Genomic DNA, 19,155 nt, shown 5'->3' on the forward strand with positions numbered 1-19,155 from the left:
CATGAAAACGATGTTCCGCAGTACCGCCCTGTTCGCCGCCCTCGTGCTCGCCAGTTGCGCGAGCGTGGGGCCGGACTACCACGCGCCGGAGCAGAAGCCGGTGACCCTGCAGGGTGTGGATCCCGCCGCGCAGTCGACGGGCGACTTCCAGGCGCAGTGGTGGAAGCAGTTCGGCGACCCGACGCTCGACACGCTCATCGTGCGCGCGGCGAAGAACGCGCCGGACCTGAAGATCGCCCTCGCCCGCCTCGACCAGGCGCGCGCGGCGCTCGGCACGGCGAAGTCGCAGCAGATCCCGGATATCGAGACCGGCGTCTCGTACCAGCGCAGCCGACAGCAGCAGCCGGGCTTCAGCGACCAGCGCCAGACAATCACGGCCTACCAGGCCGGGTTCGACGCGTCGTGGGAGCTCGACCTCTTCGGTGGCATCCGCCGCTCGGTCGAAGCCGCGCGCGCCGATGCCGGCGCGGGCGAGGCATCGCTGCAGGATGCGCAGGTCACGCTGTTCGCCGAAGTGGCGCGCAACTACTTCGACCTGCGCGGCACGCAGCTGCGCATCGACGTCGCGAAGCGCGACATCGAGAACCAGCGCGATTCGCTCAAGGTGATCACCGCCCGCGTCGAACTCGGCACGGGCGCGGAGCAGGATCTCGCCAGCGCGAAGGCACGCCTCGCCGCCGTGGAAGCCCAGCTCCCCGTGCTCGAGACGCAGGCCAGCGCCGATCAGTTCCGCATCGCGGTGCTGCTCGGCGAGCGTCCGGGCGAACTCGACGTCGACCTTTCGGCGGCGACGTTCAAGCCGATCGACACCACGCTCGCCATCGGCGGCGCGGACGAGGTGCTGCAGCGCCGTCCGGACATCCGCATCGCCGAACGCGAACTCGCCGCCGCGAACGCGCGCATCGGCGTGGCGAAGGCCGATTACTTCCCGCACATCTCGCTGGGCGGTTTCATCGGTTTCCTCGCCGGCCGCAGCAACGACTTCGGTGGCGCGGACTCTCGCGCGTGGTCGATCGCCCCGAGCATTTCGTGGTCCGGCCTCAACGTGCAGCGCGTTCGCTCCGGCGTGGAGGGCGCACAGGCCCGCGCGGATGAAGCACGCGCCGCGTACGACCGCACGGTGCTCACCGCGCTCGAGGACGTCGACAACTCGCTGGTGGGCTTCAATCGCCAGCGCGAACGCGTCGAGAAGCTGATCGTGCAGGCGAAGGAAAGCCGTCGTGCCGCGGAGCTGGCGAAGCTGCGCTACGACGCGGGCCGCACCGATTACCTCGAGTTGCTCGACGCCGAGCGCACGCAGCTCTCGGCCGAAGACCAGCTGGCGGAAGCCGAGGCCGGCATCAACATCCGTGCCGTGCAGCTGTACAAGGCGCTCGGCGGCGGCTGGCAGGCCTGCGGCGACAACGCCTGTAACGAGGTCGCGAAGGTGCCATGAGTTCCGCGAAGGTCCACCGCCTGCCCGTGCAGGCGAAGCGCCAGACCACCCTCGCGGTGGAACCGCCGCTCGGCCAGCGCGTCGCGCTGGTCAGCGGCGCCAGCCGCGGCATCGGCCTCGAGGTGTCGCGGCAACTCGCGGCACTCGGCGTCACGGTGTTCATGGGCATGCGCGAGCCGACGAAGGGCGAAGCGCTTGCCCGTGCCATCCGCGACACGGGTGGCGACGCGCACGCGATCCGGCTGGACGTCACCAAACAGCGGCAGATCGATGACGCGATCGCGCACATCGAAGGACGCTTCGGCCGGCTCGACATCCTCGTCAACAACGCGGGTGGCTTCTACGATCCCACCGGCAGGCCCTCGAAGGCCGACGTCGACGCGATCCGCGGCGCCATGGACGTGAACCTGATTGGCGCGTGGAGCCTCTCGTCCGCGGCGTTGCCGTTGATGAAGCGTCACAACTACGGACGCATCGTCAACGTGTCGAGCGAATGCGCGGCGCGCGCGATGTGCGGCGAGAACAGTCCCGCGTACCGCGTGTCCAAGGCGGCGCTCAACGCGTATACGCAGGTGCTCGCGCGCGAACTCATGGGCAGCGGCATCGTGGTCAACGCGGTCTGCCCCGGATGGACCGCGACCCGCCTCGGCGGCGGCGGTGGCCGCCCGGTCACCGAAAGCGCCGAAGGCGTCGTCTGGGCGGCACTGCTGCCCGACCGCGAATCGACCACGGGCGAGTTCTTCCGCGACCGCGTCAGGTTGCCCTGGTAACAAAGCCGCCGCAGTAGGAGCGGACCTGGCCGCGATAGCTTCTCGCGGCGGTCTGCAACCTCGCGCGCAAGACATGAAGACAGCCGCGAAAGGCTGTCGCGGCCGGGTCCGCTCCCACAGGCATGAAGACCGCGGCAGCCATATACGGGTTCGGGCCAGCAGCGGCTGCTTTAGGCGCTGTGTCAGGTCGGAACGAGCCTGTGAACGAGGAGTTCAGTCTGATCGGTCAGCAGAAGAGCTGTCCCGATCGCGTAACGCGTCGCCCCTAAATCGATGCGAAGGCTGTTGCCGGGCTGCCAACCCACATTTGCCGCATCGAACATAAGATGCTCCCCAGCGTCCGTTTCGAAAGTACCAGCCGGCTCGAAGGTCAGGTTTGCCGATAGGTTCTCGAAGTCGCTCATGAGAGTCACTTCTGACGTGGCGGCTCTCCAACGAAGGAGGAAGATGGTCGTCCCGTCGATACGTGCGGTCGTGCGGTCGGGCTCTTCGCCCATGACCAGTATCTGCGGCGCGGCCAAACCCAATACGCCTATCTCGGTTTCGATATCGCAGGCTCGCGCGTAGTCCGTCTTCCCACTGCTGGGTATGTCACGATCTTGTTGGGGGCCAAAGGCGCCCCACCATGTCCGCAATTCCGATCGATGCATCACGATCAACGGCCCCCCAGAGGATTCGACCCAAGATAGTGACGTCATGGTGGTACCGGATCCTCAGGCAGGGGCGGGCGAACGTGGATGTGAAACCTACGAAGGGGCCGACGCCCGTCGACGTCGTGGGGTCGGGGCCCTTGGTTTCGGGATCAGCGGGAAATGATGTGCGCGAACCACTGCCAGCCGCGGAGCTTCGCGGTGATCAGCTTCACGCAGGTCAGCATCGGCACGGCGAGCAGGGCGCCGGGGATGCCCCATAGCCAGCCCCAGATCAAGAGCCACAGGAGGATCGCGACGGGACTCAGGCGCGAGCGCCGTCCCTGCAGCATAGGGGTGATGAGGTTGCCTTCGATCGCCGTGATACCGGCGAACGTCGCCGCCGGCAGCAACGCAGGGCCAAGTTCCTGGAAGTGCAGCGCGCCGACCACGGCAAGCACCGTGGTGGTGGTGATCGCGCCGACGTAGGGGATGAAGTTCGCCACCGTCGCAACGGTGCCCCAGAGCAGGGGATCCGGTACGTCGTAGAGATACAGCATGCCGGCGGTGACCAGGCCCAGTGTCACGTTGATCGCCGCGGTGAGCAGCAGGTAGCTCGACACCTCCGTCTGGATGTTGCGGACGATGCTGACGGTGTGTCGCTTGTACGAGAACGTCGGCGATATCTCGACCGCGCGCCGGAGGATCTCGTCGCCGTAGACCAGGAAGAAGAAGACCAGCAGCGCCACGGTCAGCACGCTGGCGAGCACCTTCGGCGCGCCGGCGACGATGTCCCATGCCGTGAACGCGAAGCCGTTCGCCGTCTGCGGCGCGTTGCGCGCGACGGTGCCACCGACGAGGTTCTGTGTCGCGCGGCTGGCGGCCTCGATCTGTTGCGTCATCGGCTTGATCTTCGGCGCGAACGCGCGCATCGCGGTCGGAGCCTGATGGAACCAGTTGAGCGCGGGCTCGGAGAGCGTGGCGACACCCGAGACGAGGCCGGTTCCCAGCATCAGCATCACGACCACCGCGGCGAGCCAGCGTGGCACGTGGACGCGCGCCGCGGAGGCCACGATGGGGTTGAGCGCGAGGCCGATGAAAGCGGCGAGCACGAGGGGAACGAGGATGCCCTTGCCGATGGCGACCGTGTAGAGCAGCGCCAGCAGGATCATGCCCGTGAGCGAGATCCGGATGGCTTTCAGGTGGCGCGAGATGCGTCGCGTGCTTCGGCTGCTCCGCGCGACGCGGCGGGAACGCGTACCCAGTGTGGAAACGGCGACGCCAGGCGCCGCCGTCGAAGGCAGGGGTGTGGGTAGGGGACTAGGGAAATCGCTCACGGCACGGGCTCGGCCACATCGGTCGCCGCGCCGGCCAGGTCGCCGAGGAAGCTGCCCGCCGCGATCGATACGCCACGCGCGATGAGGTCGGCCGCGCCTCCCGCGACGATGCCGCTGACGCCGGGAACGGCAAGCGGATTGAGCTTGACGTTGCTCAGCAGGAAGCCGGCACCGGCGGCGACACCGACGACGGTCAACGGATGTTCGTAACCGCGGGCGATGAGCGCCGCGGCGGGACGCACCGTTTCCTCGCGCGCCGCGACGACGCGGGCCCGGGCTTCGGTGACGTTGGCGATACTCCGGAAGATACCCACGTTATTCCCCTGTCCGTTCGCTTTCCGCCTTGCCTTGCTTCGCCGCTTCCCTCGCCAGGATGGCGAACTCGGCGCGCGTGGCCGGGAGCGTAAGCCAGTGCATCGCCCGGCGGAAGACGAGGATCGCCACGACCAGGAGGACCAGTTGCAGTCCGGCGAGTGCGGTCAACGCCCAGGCCCACGATCCAAACCACTGGGCGAGCCCCCAACCCGCGAGCGCCAGCAGCGTGAAGCCGAGTGCCACGGCGAACACGATGGCGGCCAGCCCCATGAAAAGCATCATGACGATGCCGCTCTTCGCCAGACCGAGCTCCGCCGACGCGAGCTTCAGCTGCGCGCCGAACAGATGCTTCAACCCGGCGCCCAGCGACTTGAGGTCGTCCAGCCACGACGGTGCCGCCGGCGGCGGCAACGCCTTTGGCGCGTCACCCGGCATGGGCCCACCGCCGCCGTGCTGCCCCGAGGGACCGTCGTCAAGCATGCTCTAGCCCCTTGGGAAGGTTGGATCAGTTGCGCAGGATACGGCCTGCGAGCCAGCCGGCGGCAAGCGCGAGCGCGATCGACTGAACCGGCTTCTCGCGAACGTACTCGCGCGCGGTGTCGAGCCAGTCGTTGGCGGTGTCCACCGCCTCGCCGTAGGCCTCCTTGCCGCGAAGCTTGGCTTCCTCGGCACGCTCGGCGGCGCGGGTCGCGCCATGAGCCGCCTTGTCCGTGGCGGTGTGCAACGTGCTCTCGACCTTGTCCGCGGCGCGGTCGACCGCGTCCTTGGTACGGTCGACGGCCTCGGACGTGGCCTGCTTCACTCGCTCGGCGCGTGCGTCGATGCGCTCGGCGGCCGAAACGGTGTTCGCGGCGGCTGTCGCGGCGTTGGCGACATGGTCGGCGGGCTTGTTCATAAGCTTTATCTCCGAGGTGCTGGGGTCGGACACGTTAGGCGATGGGAAGTGACGCCGGGGTCATGGCCCGGCGACGCCGGGAGGAACTCCCGGAGCCGTCCGGTGGTGCGTTTACGGCAAGATCGAAGCTATACGCTCCTGCCGCGGAAGAACGAGATGATCGCCAGGATCAGGAAGATCACGAACAGGATCTTCGCGATGCCGGCCGCCGTACCCGCGATACCGCCGAAGCCGAAGACGGCGGCGATGATCGCGATGACGAGGAACACGAGGGCATAGTGCAGCATGGTCGGGGTCTCCTTGGATGGCGCGGAACCATTTAGTCCCGCGCCCCGCGCATGCCGCGTGAAGCCGCGACGCGCCGCTCAATGGGCGTTCAGTCTCGCGGCCAGCCGGTCAGGCCTTGACCTTCGGGTTCAGCGAGTACGTGCCGGTGATCACCGCCTCGTCGACCACGTGCCCCTTGATCACGTCGCGGAACTCCTCGAGCGAGAAGCCGTTCTCGAGCTCGACGCTCGGGACGTCGAGCGCATAGACGTGGAAGTGGTAGTGGTGCGGGATGGTGTCGTTCCAGGGCGGGCACGGGCCGTCGTACCCGTGGTAATGGCCTTCCATGTCCGGATCGCCCTTGAACCAGGCCGTGTAGCTGTTGATGCCCTGCACCGAGCCGGGCGGGCCGACCAGGTCGTCCTTGATCTTCCCGTTACCCTTGCCGCGCGGCACGATGCCTTCGCCGCAGGCGCCCTCGCCCAGCTCCCGGCACTCGAGCGGAATGTTGGCCATCAGCCAGTGGACGAACTCCACGCGCGGCAGGTCGCGGCGCACTTCCCGGCCCTCCACGTTCACGTCGTCCGGCTTCGAGGGAACGTCGGTATCGATCACGGCGATGGCGAACGATTTCGCGGTGGCGGGGACTTCGGTCCACGCCAGGTGCGGCGTGACGTTGCCGGCCGGTTTCACCGGCTCGCCGAGCTCCATGAAGGCGTGCTTCGCGGGGATGGGCTTGCCGTGCTCGATGCTGTCGCTCTTGAGTCGCATGGGAATCTCCTTGCTGGTTCAGACCCTACTGCAACATGGACCATGTGTAGCCGTTGCAGTGTTACCGCACGGCCGCTCGTCAGCGCGCGATGGCGTCGAACCGCGCCGCGATGTAGTCGTCGGTGAAGCTGGTCATGCCGTAGTCGCGGATGAAGCCGCAATGCCCGCCATACGGCGCGATGTCGAGCTCGACGTGCGGCGGCAGGCGAAGCTGGTCGAACGCGGCCACCGGGATGACGGGATCGTCGCGCGAGGTGAGGATCGTGGCGGGCAGGTGCAGGTCCATCAGGCGGTCTCCCGCCACGGAATAGCCTTCGAGGTACGCCTCAAGCGACCCGAAGTCGGTATGCCGCAGCACGAGCGAACGCGTGAGGTCGCGCATGTTCTGGCGCAGCTCGTCGAGTTCGAAATACGTCTGCTGCGGGAACGCCTGCTGCTTCATGCGCAGGGAGCGCCGCCACTTCTGCATGAAGTACGCCTGGTAGAACCACGGCGCCTCGCTTTCCAGCGAGAACAGGCCTTCGCTGGGATCGATGATCGGGCAGACGGCGAGCACGTAGTCGATCGGGACGCCCTTGGCCGGCGCCATCATCCCCGCGCGCAGCGCGAAGTTGCCGCCGAGCGAGAAACCCGCGACGCCGATGACGCGCGCCGGGAACATGCTGGCGATCTCGCCCAGCGCCACCACCACCTCGTCGATACGGCACGAGTGGAACAGCGCTTCGTTGAGGCCGTGGCTGTCGCCATGGTCGCGGAAGTTGAGCCGGAAGATGTCCCAGCCCTCTTCGAGCAGACGGCTGCCCGTTTGCAACACGTAGGTGGAATCGACGCTGCCTTCCCATCCGTGGAAGAGGATCGCGAGGCCGCGCGACTCGCGGCCCGTTCGCTGCGCCGTGTAGCGTCCGCTCAACCGGTCGCCGTGGCCGACGTCCACCAGCACTTCCTGCGCGTCTTCCTGCACGCGATGCGCGCGCCGGGGCAGCAGCTTGCGGCGGATACCGCTGGAGGAAAGCATGGTCTGGATGTGGCCGCTGCGCAGCGGCCACGGCGGGTTGAAGTCGGAACCCTTCGGCAGGCTCATGCCGGCGTGTCGGTATCCAGGGCCTGCGCGATGCGCTCGCGCGAGGCCTCCGCCATGCGGCGGCGACCGTCCGGCGATACCGGCACCGGCTCGAGGAAGTGCACTTCCACGTCCAGCGGCGGCTCGCCGAGGAGGCGAACGAAGTTCGCCATGAAACTCTCGCCATCGCGGAACCCGGCGTCGATCACGCGCCGCCCCTGCCGGGCGAAGCGCAGCGCGACGGGCTGGACGGGCACCTCGGCGTCGAGCGCCGCCTGGAAGATGCGGGCATGGAAGACGCGCAGCACGCCGTTGTGACCGGTGCCGCCTTCGGGGAACACGGCTACCGAACGGCCTTCGCGCAGGCGTTCGACCATGGCGGCCATCACGGAGGCGAGCGAATGGTTGTTGCCGCGACGATGGAAGATCGTGCCGCCACGCGCCGCCATCCAGCCGACCAGCGGCCAGCGGGCGATCTCGGCTTTGGCGACGAAGCACGCCGCGCGCTGCGAATGAAGCAGCTCGATGTCCAGCCACGAGGTGTGGTTGGCGACGAAGAGGACCGGGTCGGGAAGCGGTTTGCCGAAACGCAGGCTGCGGAAGCCGAACACCCGCAGCAGCATCGTGGACCACATGCGGATCGTGCGATGGGCCAGGGGCTCCCGACCGTTCTTCATGACGCCGCCGGCCCAGCTGAGGATGAACGCGCAGACCAGGATGCCGAAGACGATATGAAGAAGCAGCAAGGGTACCCGCCACACATAGCGCAAGGGGCGCAGGCGGTCGCGAGGCGTCGGGTTGGCGGTAGCGGCTTCCATCGAGCGCACAAGATTAGCGACGGGCGCGCCCTGCCGCTAGGGGAATGTTTCTTTATCGTTAGAAGACACAGGCTTGCAAGAAATCACGATCGGGCCCCGCCCAGCGGCAAGGCCGTGGACGCCTTGACCGTCCTCAGGACGAAGCTCGTGTTGACGTCCGCGACCCCCGCCGCGTTGAGCAGGCGATCGAGCAGGAAGCGTGAGAATCCGTCGAGATCGGCGACGTAGACCTGAAGCAGGTAGTCCATGTCGCCGGTGAGGGCGTAGCAGGAGACGACCTCGTCCCATTCCGCCACGCGCTCGGTGAAGGAGTCGATGGCCTCGGACTCGTGCCGGGAAAGCTGCACCCGGACGAACGCCTGCAGCCCAAGGCCGAGGGCGCGCGGTTCCAGCCGGGCGCCGTACCCGGCGATCACGCCGTCGGACTCCAGCCGCTGCACCCGGCGAAGGCAGGCCGAGGGCGACAGGTTTACCTCCGCCGCCAGTTCGGCATTGGTGATGCGGCCCTGCGCCTGGAGGGTGGCGAGGATGCGCAGGTCGGTGCGATCGAGCGTGGCTTGCATGATTGTTGCGCCTCGGTGGCGTGGTCGGGTTGAAAGTTGTTTAGATCGGCGTCTATCGCGCAAGATAGCAAGCCTCTTGCGCCCTCGCATCGCTATCCTGTTGCTTCACCGATCCCACAGTCGCCAGGAGCCCGTCATGGACACCCCACGCCGCGTCGAACACCAGCAGACCGACCGCGGATACGTGCCCGTCTATGCGACCGGCACCGTGGAGCAGCCCTGGGCCAGCTATTCGAAGACCGATCACGAGGTCTGGGACACCCTCTACCGCCGCCAGCGCGAGCTGCTGCCCCGCTACGCCTGCCGGGAATTCCTCGAAGGCGTCGAGCGCTTCGGGCTCGGCGATGGCGGCATCCCGCGCTTCGACGACCTGAACCGGGTGCTCGGCGAGGCCACGGGCTGGCAGCTCGTCGCCGTGGAAGGCCTGCTGCCCGACGAGGTCTTCTTCGACCACCTGGCCAACCGTCGTTTCCCGGTGAGCTGGTGGATCCGCAAGCCCGACCAGCTCGATTACCTTTCCGAGCCCGACCTCTTCCACGATCTGTTCGGCCACGTCCCGCTGCTGCTCAATCCCGTGTTCGCGGATTACATGCAGGCGTACGGAAAGGGCGGCATGAAGGCACACGCCATCGGGCCCGAGGCCCTGATGAACCTGACGCGCCTGTACTGGTACACGGTGGAGTTCGGCCTGATCCGCACGAGCGAAGGCCTGCGCATCTACGGCGCCGGCATCGTCAGCTCGAAGGGCGAGTCCATCTATTCCATCGACTCGCCGGCGCCGAACCGGATCGGCTTCGACCTCGAGCGGGTGATGAATACCCGTTACCGGATCGACACTTACCAGCAGACCTACTTCGTCATCGACGACTTCGCGCAGCTGTTCGAAGCGACCGGCCCCGACTTCACGCCGATCTACGCGAGGCTCGCCAACGGCACGCCGGTCGCGGCCGGCGAGGTGCTCGAGAGCGACATGGTCTACCAGCGCGGCTCGAAAGAAGGCTTCGCTTCCGGTTCGGACAACTGAAACTCAACGGCGGCCTAACGAACGGATCCCTACGATGGACCCACTCCAGCAATAAACAGGGTGGATCCATCGTGGTTGTCTTCGATATTCCTTTCGAGTCCGTCGGTCCGGGGCTTTGGGCCCTGCAGAAGAACGAGTTCGAGATCGGCGAGTTCTGCTCGCGCGACGATGCGCTCGAATGCGCGCTGGCCGAGGCCCGCCGCATCGAGGCCGCCAACGCGGCGTCGGACATCGTGCTGAACATCGAAGGCAACGACGGCGTGTGGCGAGCGTTCGACACGTCGATCCGGCCCTACGCGCCGCGTACGCATCACGTCTGATCCAAAGCTTTCGCTCACCTGGCGGGCGGTCCGGCGACGAGTCGGGCCGCCCGTTTTCGTTGGCGAGACCGCGCGCTGCCGCTGCGATCGGCTCCCACCAGAGCGGGCCTGCTCTCGTTCACCGGGTCAGGCTGCTACCGAAGGGTGGGAGCCGATCGTATCGGCGATGGGTACTCGCGCAACGGCCTGACTGAGCGGCTACACCCGCACCCTGCCCGCTGCCGCGGGATCGCCGATGCGATCGGCTCCCACCAGAGCGGGCCTGCTCTCGTTCACCGGGTCAGGCTGCTACCGAAGGGTGGGAGCCGATCGTATCGGCGATGGGTACTCGCGCAACGGCCTGACTGAGCGGCTACACCCGCACCCTGCCCGCTGCCGCGGGATCGCCGATGCGATCGGCTCCCACCAGAGCGGGCCTGCTCTCGTTCACCGGGTGAGGCTACTACCGAAGGGTGGGAGCCGATCGTATCGGCGATGGGTGCTCGCGCAACGGCCTGACGGCAAGGCGACACCGTCAGCCTGCCCGCTGCCGCGGGATCGCCGATCCGATCGGCTCCCACCAGAGCGGGCCTGCTCTCGTTCACCGGGTGGGGCTGCTACCGAACGGTGGGAGCCGATCGGCAGGCATGAATCGCGGGCAAAATAAAACCCCGGCAGCCAGGGGAGGAGCTGCCGGGGTCGCGTCGGGTCCAGGCTATCAGGGGAAATAGCGGGACCCGGGACAACCGCTCGACCCGAAGATCGTCGGTTGCCAACAGGTCGCCTCTCGGCGATCGAATACTTAGATAGGGCCGGAGCCGTGAAGTTCCCGCATTACGGGGTGGTCGCGTTTGGTTGCCGTTTAACTTCGGCCGCCGTCGCGTGATCCGCCAGCCACGGTCGCACCTGGGCCACCCAGAGCGCGTAGCCCGCCGGTGTCATGTGCAGGCCGTCCTCGCGGAAGAGTTCGGGCTTCGGCTGCCCCTTGGCGTCGACCATCGCGGGTGCGATGTCGAGGAACGCCACGTTCTTCTGCGTCATGGCCCACTGACGGATCAGGGTGTTGGCGCGCTGGATGTTCGGCAGCAACGACAGGCGGGCGATGCTGGGCTTGATCGAGATGAAGGCGATGGGCACGCCGGGCTGTTCCTGCCGCGCCTTGGCCACGAAGGCGGCGAAGTCGTCGCGCACCTGCTCCGGCGTGTCGCCGTTCTGGATGTCGTTGTCGCCGGCGTACATCACGATGGCGACCGGGTGGTACGGCGCGAGGATCCGGTCGGCGAAGGCCGTGCTGTCGTCGATGTCGGAGCCGCCGAAGCCACGGTTGATGACGCGATAGCCGGAGAAGTCGTCCGCCAGCGTCGACCACATGCGGATCGACGAGCTGCCGATGAAGAGCACGGCGTTGGCGGGTGCCGGATTGGCCTTGTCCGAGGCTTCGAAGGCCTGGATGTCGTTTTCCCACTGGCTGTGGTCGGGACCCTTCGCGTGGCCGGCGAAGGAAAGGACGAGCAGGGTGAGGAGGATCGTCAGCTTCTTCATCCGACCGACCGTACCCCCTCAGGACCCGTGGGGTAAACCCTGCCGCTGGACGGGAGTCACCTTCAGTACCGCTTCGATCCGCGTGCCGTTCCAGCGGTAGATGAAGTGTTCGGCCTGGATGCACGGCGCGACGAGGTCGGGATAGAACGCCGCCACGCACTCGCCACCGGGATGCCGCGCGCTGTCGTAGACGATGCCATTGGAGCCCTCGTCGCGCAGGCGGCGGGCGAGCGTCACGCTGGCGGCGTAGGAGTCGGGATCGTGCTCGGCGCCCCAGCCGCCGCGGATGTCATGGAAGCGGCCGGCGATCGCGGTCTTGTAGCAGCGCACCTGCACGTCCATCGGCGGCTCGTGGGTGGCGGCGAGGAACGCCTCGCGGTGGAAGACGGTCTCCTCGATCGCCGTGGGGATGCTGTGCGCGGCGTAGAACACGCCCCAGTGCCCGTCGCTGAAACGGCTGCCGTCGGGCGGGATGTGCGTGAAGGCCGCCATGATCGGCGAGGTGCCGGGCCCGGACACGCGCCGGTCCGGCGGGGTCAGGCGCAGCGCGCCCATCTCCTCGCGCAGGCGCGGGTTGGTCAGCGATTCGACCGCCATGACGGCGTCGATGTCCTTCGGATCGGCGATCCGGTCGAACAGGCCGACCGGCGGAAACCGGCTCGGCACGATCCGATAGGCCTGGCTCCAGCGGATGCGGCGGAGCGGCGGTGTCGCGCTCATCCGTTCCAGCCGCGCTGGGCGTCCAGGTACTGGCGGACGACGTAGAGGTCGGCGACGTTGCCCGAAAGCATGCGGTCCAGCGCGGACCGGCCGGCGAAGAGCGGGGCGTCGTTCGGCCGGCGTACCCAGGCGTCGGCCTGCGCCGGATCGGGGAACAGGATCTGGAGGTCCTTCCAGATACCCAGCAGGTAGCTGATGCGCTCGATCACGTCGCGCGAGGGCGTGCCGTCCTGCTGTTTCTTCCACTTGAAGTACGTGGATTCCGGCGGCTCGCCGAGCAGCGTCCGCTGCTCGGCCGTGCGCAGTTTCCAGCGCTCGGCCAGCGCGAAGAACGCGCGGAGGGCCGGACCGCCGAGGTCGGCGGAGGATGTCGGTTCGGCATGGATGGCGGGTTGCATCGCGGCTTCACCTATGGAGTTGTGACGCATTGTACTCCATCGGTGTAGTTTTTGGTGTAGGCGCCCGCCCTACTTCGCTTCGATCCAGGCGTCGACGTGCTGCTCCAGCACCGGCAGGGGCACGGAGCCCAGCGCCAGCACCGTGTCATGGAACGCCCGCAGGTCGAACTTCTCGCCCAGCCGCTTCTCGGCACGCGCGCGCAACTCGCGGATCTTCAGGTAGCCCAGCTCGTACGACAGGGCCTGGCCGGGCCAGCTGATGTAGCGGTCGACCTCGTTGGCGATCTCGCGATCGCTCAGCGCCGTGTTCCGCGTCAGGTAGTCGATGGCCTGCTGGCGCGTCCAGCCGAGGTGGTGGATGCCGGTATCGACCACGAGGCGGCACGCGCGCCACATCTGGTAGGTGAGATAACCGAAGTGTTCGTAGGGCGTGTGGTAGATGCCCATCTCTTCGCCGAGGTATTCCGCGTAGAGCGCCCAGCCCTCGCCGTACGCCGAGATGTAACCGTCGCGGCGGAACGGCGGCAGTCCCTGCTGCTCCGCCGAAAGCGCCAGCTGCAGCGAGTGTCCCGGCATCGACTCGTGCAGCGTGAGTGCCGGCATGTTGAACAGCGGACGCGACGGAAGATCGTAGGTGTTGACCAGATACACATCGGCACCGCCGCGTCCCGATGTGTAATACGGCGCGATGTCGGCCGGTACGGGCTCGATGGCGAAGCGCTGGCGCGGCAGCAGGCCGAAGTACTTGTCGAGCTTGCCGTCGACCTGCTTGGCGACCCAGGCGGTACGCATCAGCAGTTCGTCGGGCGTCTTCGCGTAGAACCGCGGGTCGGTGCGCAGGAAGGCGAGGAACGCGGGGAAATCGCCCTTGAAGCCGGTTTCCTTCATCGTTTCGACCATCGCCGCGTGGATGCGATCCACCTCGCGCAGGCCGATCGCATGGATGTCGTCGGGGGACAGGTCGAGCGTCGTGTATTCGCGGATCTGCTGGCGGTAGTACGCCTTGCCGTCCGGCAGCGATTCCGCCGCGAGCGTCTTGCGCGCCTTCGGCACGTATTCGCCGCGGAAGAACGTCAGCAGCTTGCCGTAGGCGGGAATGACGCCATCGGCGATCGCCGCGCGGGCGTCCTTGCGCAGCGCGTCGGCGTCGGCTGCCGGCAGCGTCTTCGGCATCGCCTTGAACGGCGCGTACAGCGCGCTGGCTTCGGGATCCTTCAGCTCCGCGACGGCGGCGATGGAGACGTCGCGACCGTCGAGCACCTCGCGCGGCACGGTGAATCCGCGCGCGAGGCCGAGGCGCATGTTCGCGATCTCCTGGTCCATGTAACGCGGGATCTGGCGAAGCCGCGCCACGTAGTGCTCATAGTCCGCGCGCGTGCGCAGGTTGTCGCCATGCAGCACATACCCGATGTCGGACCAGAAGGCGGAGTCGCTGTTGAACGGCATCTGCCACTGGCCAAAGCGCTGTGCCGCCGCGAGGTTGCCGATCTGTTCGCGATAGACCGCATAGTCCACGCGCGCGCTGCCGCTGAGCGTCTTCGTGTCGATGCGGTCGAGCTGCGCGAGCACGTCGTTCCAGTAAGCGAGCCGCTCCGCCTGGCTCTTCGCGTCCACGGTGTCGAGCCGGCCGTCGCCCGGCTGCGCTTCGCCCGAGGTGAGGATGCCCGCCTGTCCGTTACGCCACGTCCATTCCTTCGTGTAGATGGCCTTGAAGGCGTCGTCGGCCGTGGTGGCGGCGTGCGCGGTGCCGACGAAAAGGCCGGCGAAGGCGATGGCGCGGATCCAGGGGGACATGCGGGCTCCGTGTGTCGGGGAGAATCCCCGATCATCGCATGCCGTTGCCCCTAGAGGCCCGCGTAATGCCCACGCATGGTCTGCAGGTAGGCCTCGAGGTCGCGGCCGGGCGCGTCCTCGAACGTCTCGCCCGATTCGCGGCATTCCGCGATGCGGTCGGGCCGGAAGTTGCGGAACGCCTGGCGATGACGGCACCACGCGCCGAGCGTCCAGGCGCCGCCCCAGAACGACAGGCACAGCGGTTCGACCTCGCGCGTGCTCGTGCGGCCCTCCGCGTCGCGGTACTCGAGGCACAGCACGCGATGGGCGATCACGGCCTCATGCAGGCAGTCGAGCATCGCGGCGATCTGGTTCTGGAACGTGTCGCGCCAGATGGGCGCGAAGATCTTCGCCTGCGCCGAACGCTCGCGCAGGTCGGGCGGCAGCACGGCCTCGATCTTGATCAGCGCGGCCTGCGCTTCGCGCGCCAGCCGCTCGCCGGCGAACGCGCGGACGAACCGCGTGCCGGCGACGAGCGCTTCGAGTTCGTCGGCGGAAAACATCAGCGGCGGAATGTCCGAGCCCTTGCGCAGGAGATACCCCACGCCGGCCTCGCCTTCGATGGGTACGCCGGAGAGCTGGAGGTCCGCCACGTCGCGATAGACGGTGCGCAACGAGACCTCGAGCGTGCTCGCGAGCTGGCGCGCGGGCAGCGCCGTGCGCCGCCCGCGCAGGGCGTTGATGATGAGGAACAGGCGGTCGGCGCGGCGCATCCCCGGATCATCGCCTCCCGCGGGCTGCGCGGGAAGCGACGATGGTCACGACCGCGCATCGCCGGGCGCTCAGGCGGCGGCCAGCATCTGGGCGCGGGCGAGCGCCGCGTCCTGCGCCGCGGCGCGGACGATGGCCGGCCGCACCATCAGGCGCGCCACGTAGGCTTCGAAGACGTCGCGACGCGGCACGATGCCGAACTTCATCGTCCAGTCGAGCGAGCTCGCCCAAAGGATGTCCGCGGCCGTGAAGCGCTCGCCGAAGAGCCACGGTCCCTGCGCCAGCTGCGCCTCGATCTGATCAAGCACCATGTCGAAGCTGCCGTAGGGGCAGGTGGAGACCGGAGCGGGCGCGTTCTTCATGAAGCGGTCCATCACCGCCGGCTCGAAGCACGAACCGTAGAACGACAGCCAGCGCAGGTAGGGGCCCCGCAGCGGGTCGCCGATCCCCGGCGCCAGCCCGGCCTCCGGATGCAGGTCGGCGAGGTAGGTGAAGATCGCCGGACGCTCCGTGACCAGACCACCGAGGTGCTCGATCGCCGGCACCTTGCCCATCGGGTTGATCTTCAGGAACTTCGGCTCGCGCTGCTCGCCGCGGGTCAGGTCCATCACGTGCATGTCGTACTGGGCGCCCAGTTCCTCCAGGAGCATCAGCGTGCTGCCCGATCGGCTGTTGGGCGCGTGGTGGAAGACGATCCGGCTGGGAGTCATGCGAGCGGTTCCTTTGTCGGTGGTGACGTGGGTGGTGGCGATATGGATCGGCCCGTCCATCAGCAGTCCGCGCAGGCGGAGCGGTGAATACAGGTCGACGAACCGTTCGAACAGGCTGGTCATGTCGGTGGCCCCTTCCGTATCGGTGGGGAGAGTCTGCGCGGGGGCTGCTGACAACGTGCTGTCAGCAGTCCCTCTGGCGCGGTTCACGTGCCACGCGGACAATGCGTGTTCCCGACCCAGAGCCCCTTGCGATGTCGAAACCGATTTCCCTGATCCAGTTCCTGATCGAAGAGAAGCGCGCGGGGCACATCAACGCCCAGCTCAGCCTGCTGATCGAGGTCGTGGCCCGCGCCTGCAAGCGCATCTCCGTGGCCACCGGCAAGGGCGCACTGGGCGGCGTGCTCGGCAACGCCGGGTCGGACAACGTGCAGGGCGAGGCGCAGAAGAAGCTCGACGTCATCTCCAACGAGATCCTGCTCGAGGCCAACGCCTGGGGCGGCCACCTCGCCGCGTGCGCGTCGGAAGAAATGGAAGATCCGCAGCCGATCCCCGACGCCTATCCGAAGGGCAACCACCTGCTACTGTTCGATCCGCTCGACGGCTCGTCGAACATCGACGTCAACGTGTCGGTCGGCACGATCTTTTCCGTACTGCGCTGCCCGGACGGCGTCACCGAGCCGAAGGTCGCCGACTTCCTCCAGCCGGGTACCGAACAGGTCGCGGCCGGCTACGTGGTGTACGGCCCGAGCACCCTGCTGGTCCTCACCTTCGGCCACGGCGTGCACGAATTCACGCTCGACCGCGAGCACGGCAGCTTCGTGCTGACCCGGCGCGACATCGCCATCCCGGCGGAGACGGCCGAGTTCGCGATCAACATGTCGAACCAGCGCCACTGGGAAGCCCCGATGCAGCGCTACATCGGCGAGCTTCTCGCCGGCACGGAGGGCCCGCGCGGGCGCGACTTCAACATGCGCTGGGTCGCCTCCATGGTCGCCGACGTGCATCGCATCATCACGCGCGGCGGCGTGTTCATCTATCCGCTGGATGCGAAGATCACGGCCAAGGGCGGCACCGGAAAACTGCGTCTGATGTACGAGGCCAATCCGATGGCCTTCATCGTCGAGCAGGCCGGCGGCGCCGCCACGACGGGGCGCGAGCGCATCATGGACCTGCAGCCCACCGCGCTGCACCAGCGCGTGCCGGTATTCCTCGGTTCGAAGAACGAGATCGAGGTGGTCACCCGCTACCACCTCGAGGCCGACGATACCCGCGCCTGATCGTTCCATCGGGACCGGGCGGCCCGCCGCCCGGTTTTCGCCCTTCCCCGGACACGCGGCCGCCGCGAGCGTGCCCGATGATCCGCCAGCCCCGACACGGTAGTCCCGACATGTTTCCACGCCCTTCCCGTTCCTGGCTGCCGCTGGTGTTCGCGACCCTGCTCGCCGGCTGCTTCGGCGGCACGAAGCCCGACGCACGGCCCGACAACGCATTGCCTGTGCTGGCGGCCAAACCGCGCATCGGCCTCGCGCTCGGCGGCGGCGCCGCGAAGGGCTTCGCGCACATCGGCGTGATCAAGATGCTCGAGGCCAGCGGCATCCATCCCGACGTCGTCGCCGGCACCAGCGCGGGCAGCGTGGTGGGCGCGCTCTATGCCAGCGGCATGGACGCGTTCCGCCTGCAGGAGCAGGCGTTCTCGCTCGACGAAGCCAGCATCCGCGACGTGCGCCTCTTCTCCGGCGGCCTCGTGCAGGGCCAGAAGCTCCAGGATTACGTGAACCAGCTCGTCGGCAACCGGCCGATCGAAAAGCTGCGCATCCCGTTCGCCGCGGTGGCGACGCAACTCGAGAACGGCGAGCGCGCGATCTTCGTCCGCGGCAATACCGGCCAGGCCGTGCGCGCGTCGAGCAGCATCCCGGGCGTGTTCGAGCCCGTCGACATCGCCGGCAGGCACTTCGTCGACGGCGGCGTGGTGAGTCCCGTTCCCGTGGATGCCGCGCGCCAGCTCGGCGCCGACATCGTCATCGCGGTCGACATCTCGGCGCGCCCCGACGGAAAGAACCCCGACAGCATGATGGGCATCGTGGGCCAGTCGATCACGATCATGGGACGCAAGCTGGCCGAGCAGGAGATCGCGCGCGCGGACGTGGTGATCCGTCCGAAGGTGGGCCAGATCGGTCCCACCGATTTCGATCAGAAGAACGTCGCGATCCTCGAGGGCGAGCGCGCGGCGCTCGCCGCGATTCCGGCGATCCGGGCGAAGATCGCCGAGAAGACGGCCGCCATGGGCAAGCCGCCCGTCCCGGCGCGCTGATCAGCCCGCCTGCACCAGCTCCAGCGCGGACTGGCGGCCGAGCGAGAGGATTTCGTCCGAGAGCCGGTCTTCCGCCACGGCGCGCGCCAGCGACAGCGAGCCGACCATCGATGCGAACACGGCCATCGCGAGCGTGCGACGACGCTTGCCTCGCACGCCGTCCGGCAGCGTCGAGGCGATCAGTTCCACCATCTCCGCGTAGCCATCCGTGAAGGCCTCGCGCGTTTCCACCGGTCGGCGCGCCATCTCGGCGGAGAGCGCCGCGGCCACGCAGCCGCTTTCCGGGTTGTCCCGGTGCTCGGCCGACAGATAAGCGTTGATCAACGCGCGGTAGCGCTCGCCGCGCGACGCCGCCACCCTGGCGGCCATCCGTTCCATCGCACCGGTCGCCGCGACGGCGACGCTCTCGCGGACCAGTTCTTCCTTCGATTCGAAGTGGTTGTAGAAACCACCCTGGGTCAGACCGACCTCGCCCATCAGGCTGACGACGCCGACGGCATCGATGCCGTCCGCGCGAAACCGCTGCGCGGCCGCCTCGACGATCTTCTGCCGCGTCTGCTCTTTGTGACCTTTCCCGTAACGCATGCTGCTTTCGCTCCCTTGGGGAGTACCCCCTGCCCGGGATCGATTGTAGCGAATCCTTGCGTATTGAAATGTCGGCGAACCCGGTACTTCCGGCACACGCGGAGCGGCGCGGGAGCGCGCACGGCGCGCTCCCGCCAGAGAGACATCTACGAATTTTCG

23 protein-coding genes are annotated in these 19,155 nt (G+C 67.7%); 6 read left to right on the plus strand and 17 right to left on the minus strand.

Features of this window, described 5'->3' with window-relative positions:
- Position 1: 1 nt before the first annotated feature.
- Both BMY69_RS00635 and BMY69_RS00640 read left to right on the plus strand, forming a co-directional pair.
- Positions 2 to 1,435: an efflux transporter outer membrane subunit gene (locus tag BMY69_RS00635; RefSeq protein WP_090174968.1), complete on the plus strand. Its 1,434-nt coding sequence runs from the start codon at positions 2 to 4 to the stop codon at positions 1,433 to 1,435.
- The gene (locus BMY69_RS00640; RefSeq protein ID WP_090174969.1) at positions 1,432 to 2,205 is read left to right on the plus strand and encodes an SDR family NAD(P)-dependent oxidoreductase; all 774 of its coding nucleotides are present in this window, start codon (positions 1,432 to 1,434) and stop codon (positions 2,203 to 2,205) included. The genes BMY69_RS00635 and BMY69_RS00640 overlap by 4 nt, the downstream gene beginning before the upstream one ends.
- A gap of 182 nt (positions 2,206 to 2,387) precedes the next feature.
- On the opposite strand, the gene BMY69_RS00645 is transcribed toward BMY69_RS00640, so the two are convergent.
- The 10 genes from BMY69_RS00645 to BMY69_RS00690 form a co-directional block, all read right to left on the minus strand.
- Positions 2,388 to 2,903 (minus strand): Imm21 family immunity protein, encoded by a 516-nt coding sequence (locus BMY69_RS00645; protein ID WP_090174970.1) that lies wholly within the window; start codon positions 2,901 to 2,903, stop codon positions 2,388 to 2,390.
- 104 nt (positions 2,904 to 3,007) lie between these two features.
- The gene (locus BMY69_RS00650; protein WP_254779417.1) at positions 3,008 to 4,171 is read right to left on the minus strand and encodes an AI-2E family transporter; all 1,164 of its coding nucleotides are present in this window, start codon (positions 4,169 to 4,171) and stop codon (positions 3,008 to 3,010) included.
- Positions 4,168 to 4,485 (minus strand): hypothetical protein, encoded by a 318-nt coding sequence (locus BMY69_RS00655; protein ID WP_177191037.1) that lies wholly within the window; start codon positions 4,483 to 4,485, stop codon positions 4,168 to 4,170. The genes BMY69_RS00650 and BMY69_RS00655 overlap by 4 nt, the downstream gene beginning before the upstream one ends.
- A 1-nt stretch (position 4,486) precedes the next feature.
- Positions 4,487 to 4,966 (minus strand): phage holin family protein, encoded by a 480-nt coding sequence (locus tag BMY69_RS00660; RefSeq protein ID WP_255364426.1) that lies wholly within the window; start codon positions 4,964 to 4,966, stop codon positions 4,487 to 4,489.
- Between the two features lie 25 nt (positions 4,967 to 4,991).
- Positions 4,992 to 5,381, minus strand: coding sequence for a DUF883 family protein (locus BMY69_RS00665; RefSeq protein ID WP_139206129.1), 390 nt, complete (start codon positions 5,379 to 5,381; stop codon positions 4,992 to 4,994).
- Positions 5,382 to 5,509: 128 nt separating this feature from the next.
- Positions 5,510 to 5,668: a DUF1328 domain-containing protein gene (locus BMY69_RS00670; RefSeq protein ID WP_046965775.1), complete on the minus strand. Its 159-nt coding sequence runs from the start codon at positions 5,666 to 5,668 to the stop codon at positions 5,510 to 5,512.
- 109 nt (positions 5,669 to 5,777) lie between these two features.
- Positions 5,778 to 6,419 carry a YbhB/YbcL family Raf kinase inhibitor-like protein gene (locus BMY69_RS00675; RefSeq protein WP_090058231.1) on the minus strand — a complete coding sequence of 214 codons (642 nt, stop codon included), beginning with the start codon at positions 6,417 to 6,419 and terminating at the stop codon, positions 5,778 to 5,780.
- A 79-nt stretch (positions 6,420 to 6,498) separates the two neighbouring features.
- Positions 6,499 to 7,500, minus strand: a complete 1,002-nt coding sequence (locus tag BMY69_RS00680) for a YheT family hydrolase (protein WP_090174972.1) — start codon at positions 7,498 to 7,500, stop codon at positions 6,499 to 6,501.
- A complete protein-coding gene (locus BMY69_RS00685; protein WP_090058226.1) occupies positions 7,497 to 8,297 on the minus strand; it encodes a lysophospholipid acyltransferase family protein in 801 nt (266 codons plus the stop codon). Before BMY69_RS00685 ends, BMY69_RS00680 begins: the two co-directional genes overlap by 4 nt.
- Before the next feature lie 83 nt (positions 8,298 to 8,380).
- Complete coding sequence (locus BMY69_RS00690; RefSeq protein WP_090174973.1) at positions 8,381 to 8,860, minus strand: Lrp/AsnC family transcriptional regulator; 480 nt, start codon at positions 8,858 to 8,860, stop codon at positions 8,381 to 8,383.
- Between the two features lie 136 nt (positions 8,861 to 8,996).
- Between BMY69_RS00690 and phhA the strand changes: the two genes are divergently transcribed.
- Complete coding sequence (phhA, locus tag BMY69_RS00695) at positions 8,997 to 9,884, plus strand: phenylalanine 4-monooxygenase (protein WP_090174974.1); 888 nt, start codon at positions 8,997 to 8,999, stop codon at positions 9,882 to 9,884.
- 71 nt (positions 9,885 to 9,955) lie between these two features.
- Positions 9,956 to 10,204 (plus strand): hypothetical protein, encoded by a 249-nt coding sequence (locus BMY69_RS00700; RefSeq protein WP_090058218.1) that lies wholly within the window; start codon positions 9,956 to 9,958, stop codon positions 10,202 to 10,204.
- Positions 10,205 to 11,017: 813 nt separating this feature from the next.
- Here BMY69_RS00700 and BMY69_RS00705 read toward each other — a convergent pair.
- The 6 genes from BMY69_RS00705 to BMY69_RS00730 form a co-directional block, all read right to left on the minus strand.
- A complete protein-coding gene (locus tag BMY69_RS00705; RefSeq protein ID WP_090174975.1) occupies positions 11,018 to 11,725 on the minus strand; it encodes an SGNH/GDSL hydrolase family protein in 708 nt (235 codons plus the stop codon).
- Between the two features lie 18 nt (positions 11,726 to 11,743).
- The gene (locus BMY69_RS00710; protein ID WP_090174976.1) at positions 11,744 to 12,445 is read right to left on the minus strand and encodes an RES family NAD+ phosphorylase; all 702 of its coding nucleotides are present in this window, start codon (positions 12,443 to 12,445) and stop codon (positions 11,744 to 11,746) included.
- Positions 12,442 to 12,843 (minus strand): MbcA/ParS/Xre antitoxin family protein, encoded by a 402-nt coding sequence (locus tag BMY69_RS00715; protein ID WP_090058212.1) that lies wholly within the window; start codon positions 12,841 to 12,843, stop codon positions 12,442 to 12,444. The genes BMY69_RS00710 and BMY69_RS00715 overlap by 4 nt, the downstream gene beginning before the upstream one ends.
- Positions 12,844 to 12,912: 69 nt before the next feature.
- Positions 12,913 to 14,637 (minus strand): DUF885 domain-containing protein, encoded by a 1,725-nt coding sequence (locus tag BMY69_RS00720; protein ID WP_090058210.1) that lies wholly within the window; start codon positions 14,635 to 14,637, stop codon positions 12,913 to 12,915.
- Between the two features lie 50 nt (positions 14,638 to 14,687).
- The gene (locus tag BMY69_RS00725; protein ID WP_090058207.1) at positions 14,688 to 15,389 is read right to left on the minus strand and encodes a helix-turn-helix transcriptional regulator; all 702 of its coding nucleotides are present in this window, start codon (positions 15,387 to 15,389) and stop codon (positions 14,688 to 14,690) included.
- Positions 15,390 to 15,458: 69 nt separating this feature from the next.
- Positions 15,459 to 16,220 (minus strand): glutathione S-transferase family protein, encoded by a 762-nt coding sequence (locus BMY69_RS00730; RefSeq protein ID WP_343124086.1) that lies wholly within the window; start codon positions 16,218 to 16,220, stop codon positions 15,459 to 15,461.
- Between the two features lie 131 nt (positions 16,221 to 16,351).
- Here BMY69_RS00730 and BMY69_RS00735 point away from each other — a divergent pair, with 131 nt between their 5' ends.
- The gene (locus tag BMY69_RS00735) at positions 16,352 to 17,377 is read left to right on the plus strand and encodes a class 1 fructose-bisphosphatase (RefSeq protein ID WP_175472898.1); all 1,026 of its coding nucleotides are present in this window, start codon (positions 16,352 to 16,354) and stop codon (positions 17,375 to 17,377) included.
- Positions 17,378 to 17,487: 110 nt separating this feature from the next.
- Positions 17,488 to 18,411 carry a patatin-like phospholipase family protein gene (locus tag BMY69_RS00740; RefSeq protein ID WP_090174978.1) on the plus strand — a complete coding sequence of 308 codons (924 nt, stop codon included), beginning with the start codon at positions 17,488 to 17,490 and terminating at the stop codon, positions 18,409 to 18,411.
- Here the strand turns inward: BMY69_RS00740 and BMY69_RS00745 are convergent, their stop codons facing one another.
- A complete protein-coding gene (locus BMY69_RS00745) occupies positions 18,412 to 18,996 on the minus strand; it encodes a TetR/AcrR family transcriptional regulator (RefSeq protein ID WP_090058200.1) in 585 nt (194 codons plus the stop codon). It lies immediately after the preceding gene.
- Positions 18,997 to 19,155: the final 159 nt, after the last annotated feature.

This window comes from Luteibacter sp. UNC138MFCol5.1 (assembly GCF_900110505.1).
GTDB lineage: Bacteria > Pseudomonadota > Gammaproteobacteria > Xanthomonadales > Rhodanobacteraceae > Luteibacter.

Coding starts and splice junctions, on each gene's coding strand:
- BMY69_RS00635 (WP_090174968.1), top strand. CDS start 2: ATGAAAACGATGTTCCGCAGTACCGCCCTGTTCGCCGCCCTCGTGCTC.
- BMY69_RS00640 (WP_090174969.1), top strand. CDS start 1,432: ATGAGTTCCGCGAAGGTCCACCGCCTGCCCGTGCAGGCGAAGCGCCAG.
- BMY69_RS00645 (WP_090174970.1), bottom strand. CDS start 2,903: ATGACGTCACTATCTTGGGTCGAATCCTCTGGGGGGCCGTTGATCGTG.
- BMY69_RS00660 (WP_255364426.1), bottom strand. CDS start 4,966: ATGCTTGACGACGGTCCCTCGGGGCAGCACGGCGGCGGTGGGCCCATG.
- BMY69_RS00665 (WP_139206129.1), bottom strand. CDS start 5,381: ATGAACAAGCCCGCCGACCATGTCGCCAACGCCGCGACAGCCGCCGCG.
- BMY69_RS00670 (WP_046965775.1), bottom strand. CDS start 5,668: ATGCTGCACTATGCCCTCGTGTTCCTCGTCATCGCGATCATCGCCGCC.
- BMY69_RS00675 (WP_090058231.1), bottom strand. CDS start 6,419: ATGCGACTCAAGAGCGACAGCATCGAGCACGGCAAGCCCATCCCCGCG.
- BMY69_RS00680 (WP_090174972.1), bottom strand. CDS start 7,500: ATGAGCCTGCCGAAGGGTTCCGACTTCAACCCGCCGTGGCCGCTGCGC.
- BMY69_RS00685 (WP_090058226.1), bottom strand. CDS start 8,297: ATGGAAGCCGCTACCGCCAACCCGACGCCTCGCGACCGCCTGCGCCCC.
- BMY69_RS00690 (WP_090174973.1), bottom strand. CDS start 8,860: ATGCAAGCCACGCTCGATCGCACCGACCTGCGCATCCTCGCCACCCTC.
- phhA (WP_090174974.1), top strand. CDS start 8,997: ATGGACACCCCACGCCGCGTCGAACACCAGCAGACCGACCGCGGATAC.
- BMY69_RS00705 (WP_090174975.1), bottom strand. CDS start 11,725: ATGAAGAAGCTGACGATCCTCCTCACCCTGCTCGTCCTTTCCTTCGCC.
- BMY69_RS00710 (WP_090174976.1), bottom strand. CDS start 12,445: ATGAGCGCGACACCGCCGCTCCGCCGCATCCGCTGGAGCCAGGCCTAT.
- BMY69_RS00715 (WP_090058212.1), bottom strand. CDS start 12,843: ATGCAACCCGCCATCCATGCCGAACCGACATCCTCCGCCGACCTCGGC.
- BMY69_RS00720 (WP_090058210.1), bottom strand. CDS start 14,637: ATGTCCCCCTGGATCCGCGCCATCGCCTTCGCCGGCCTTTTCGTCGGC.
- BMY69_RS00725 (WP_090058207.1), bottom strand. CDS start 15,389: ATGCGCCGCGCCGACCGCCTGTTCCTCATCATCAACGCCCTGCGCGGG.
- BMY69_RS00730 (WP_343124086.1), bottom strand. CDS start 16,220: ATGACCAGCCTGTTCGAACGGTTCGTCGACCTGTATTCACCGCTCCGC.
- BMY69_RS00735 (WP_175472898.1), top strand. CDS start 16,352: ATGTCGAAACCGATTTCCCTGATCCAGTTCCTGATCGAAGAGAAGCGC.
- BMY69_RS00740 (WP_090174978.1), top strand. CDS start 17,488: ATGTTTCCACGCCCTTCCCGTTCCTGGCTGCCGCTGGTGTTCGCGACC.
- BMY69_RS00745 (WP_090058200.1), bottom strand. CDS start 18,996: ATGCGTTACGGGAAAGGTCACAAAGAGCAGACGCGGCAGAAGATCGTC.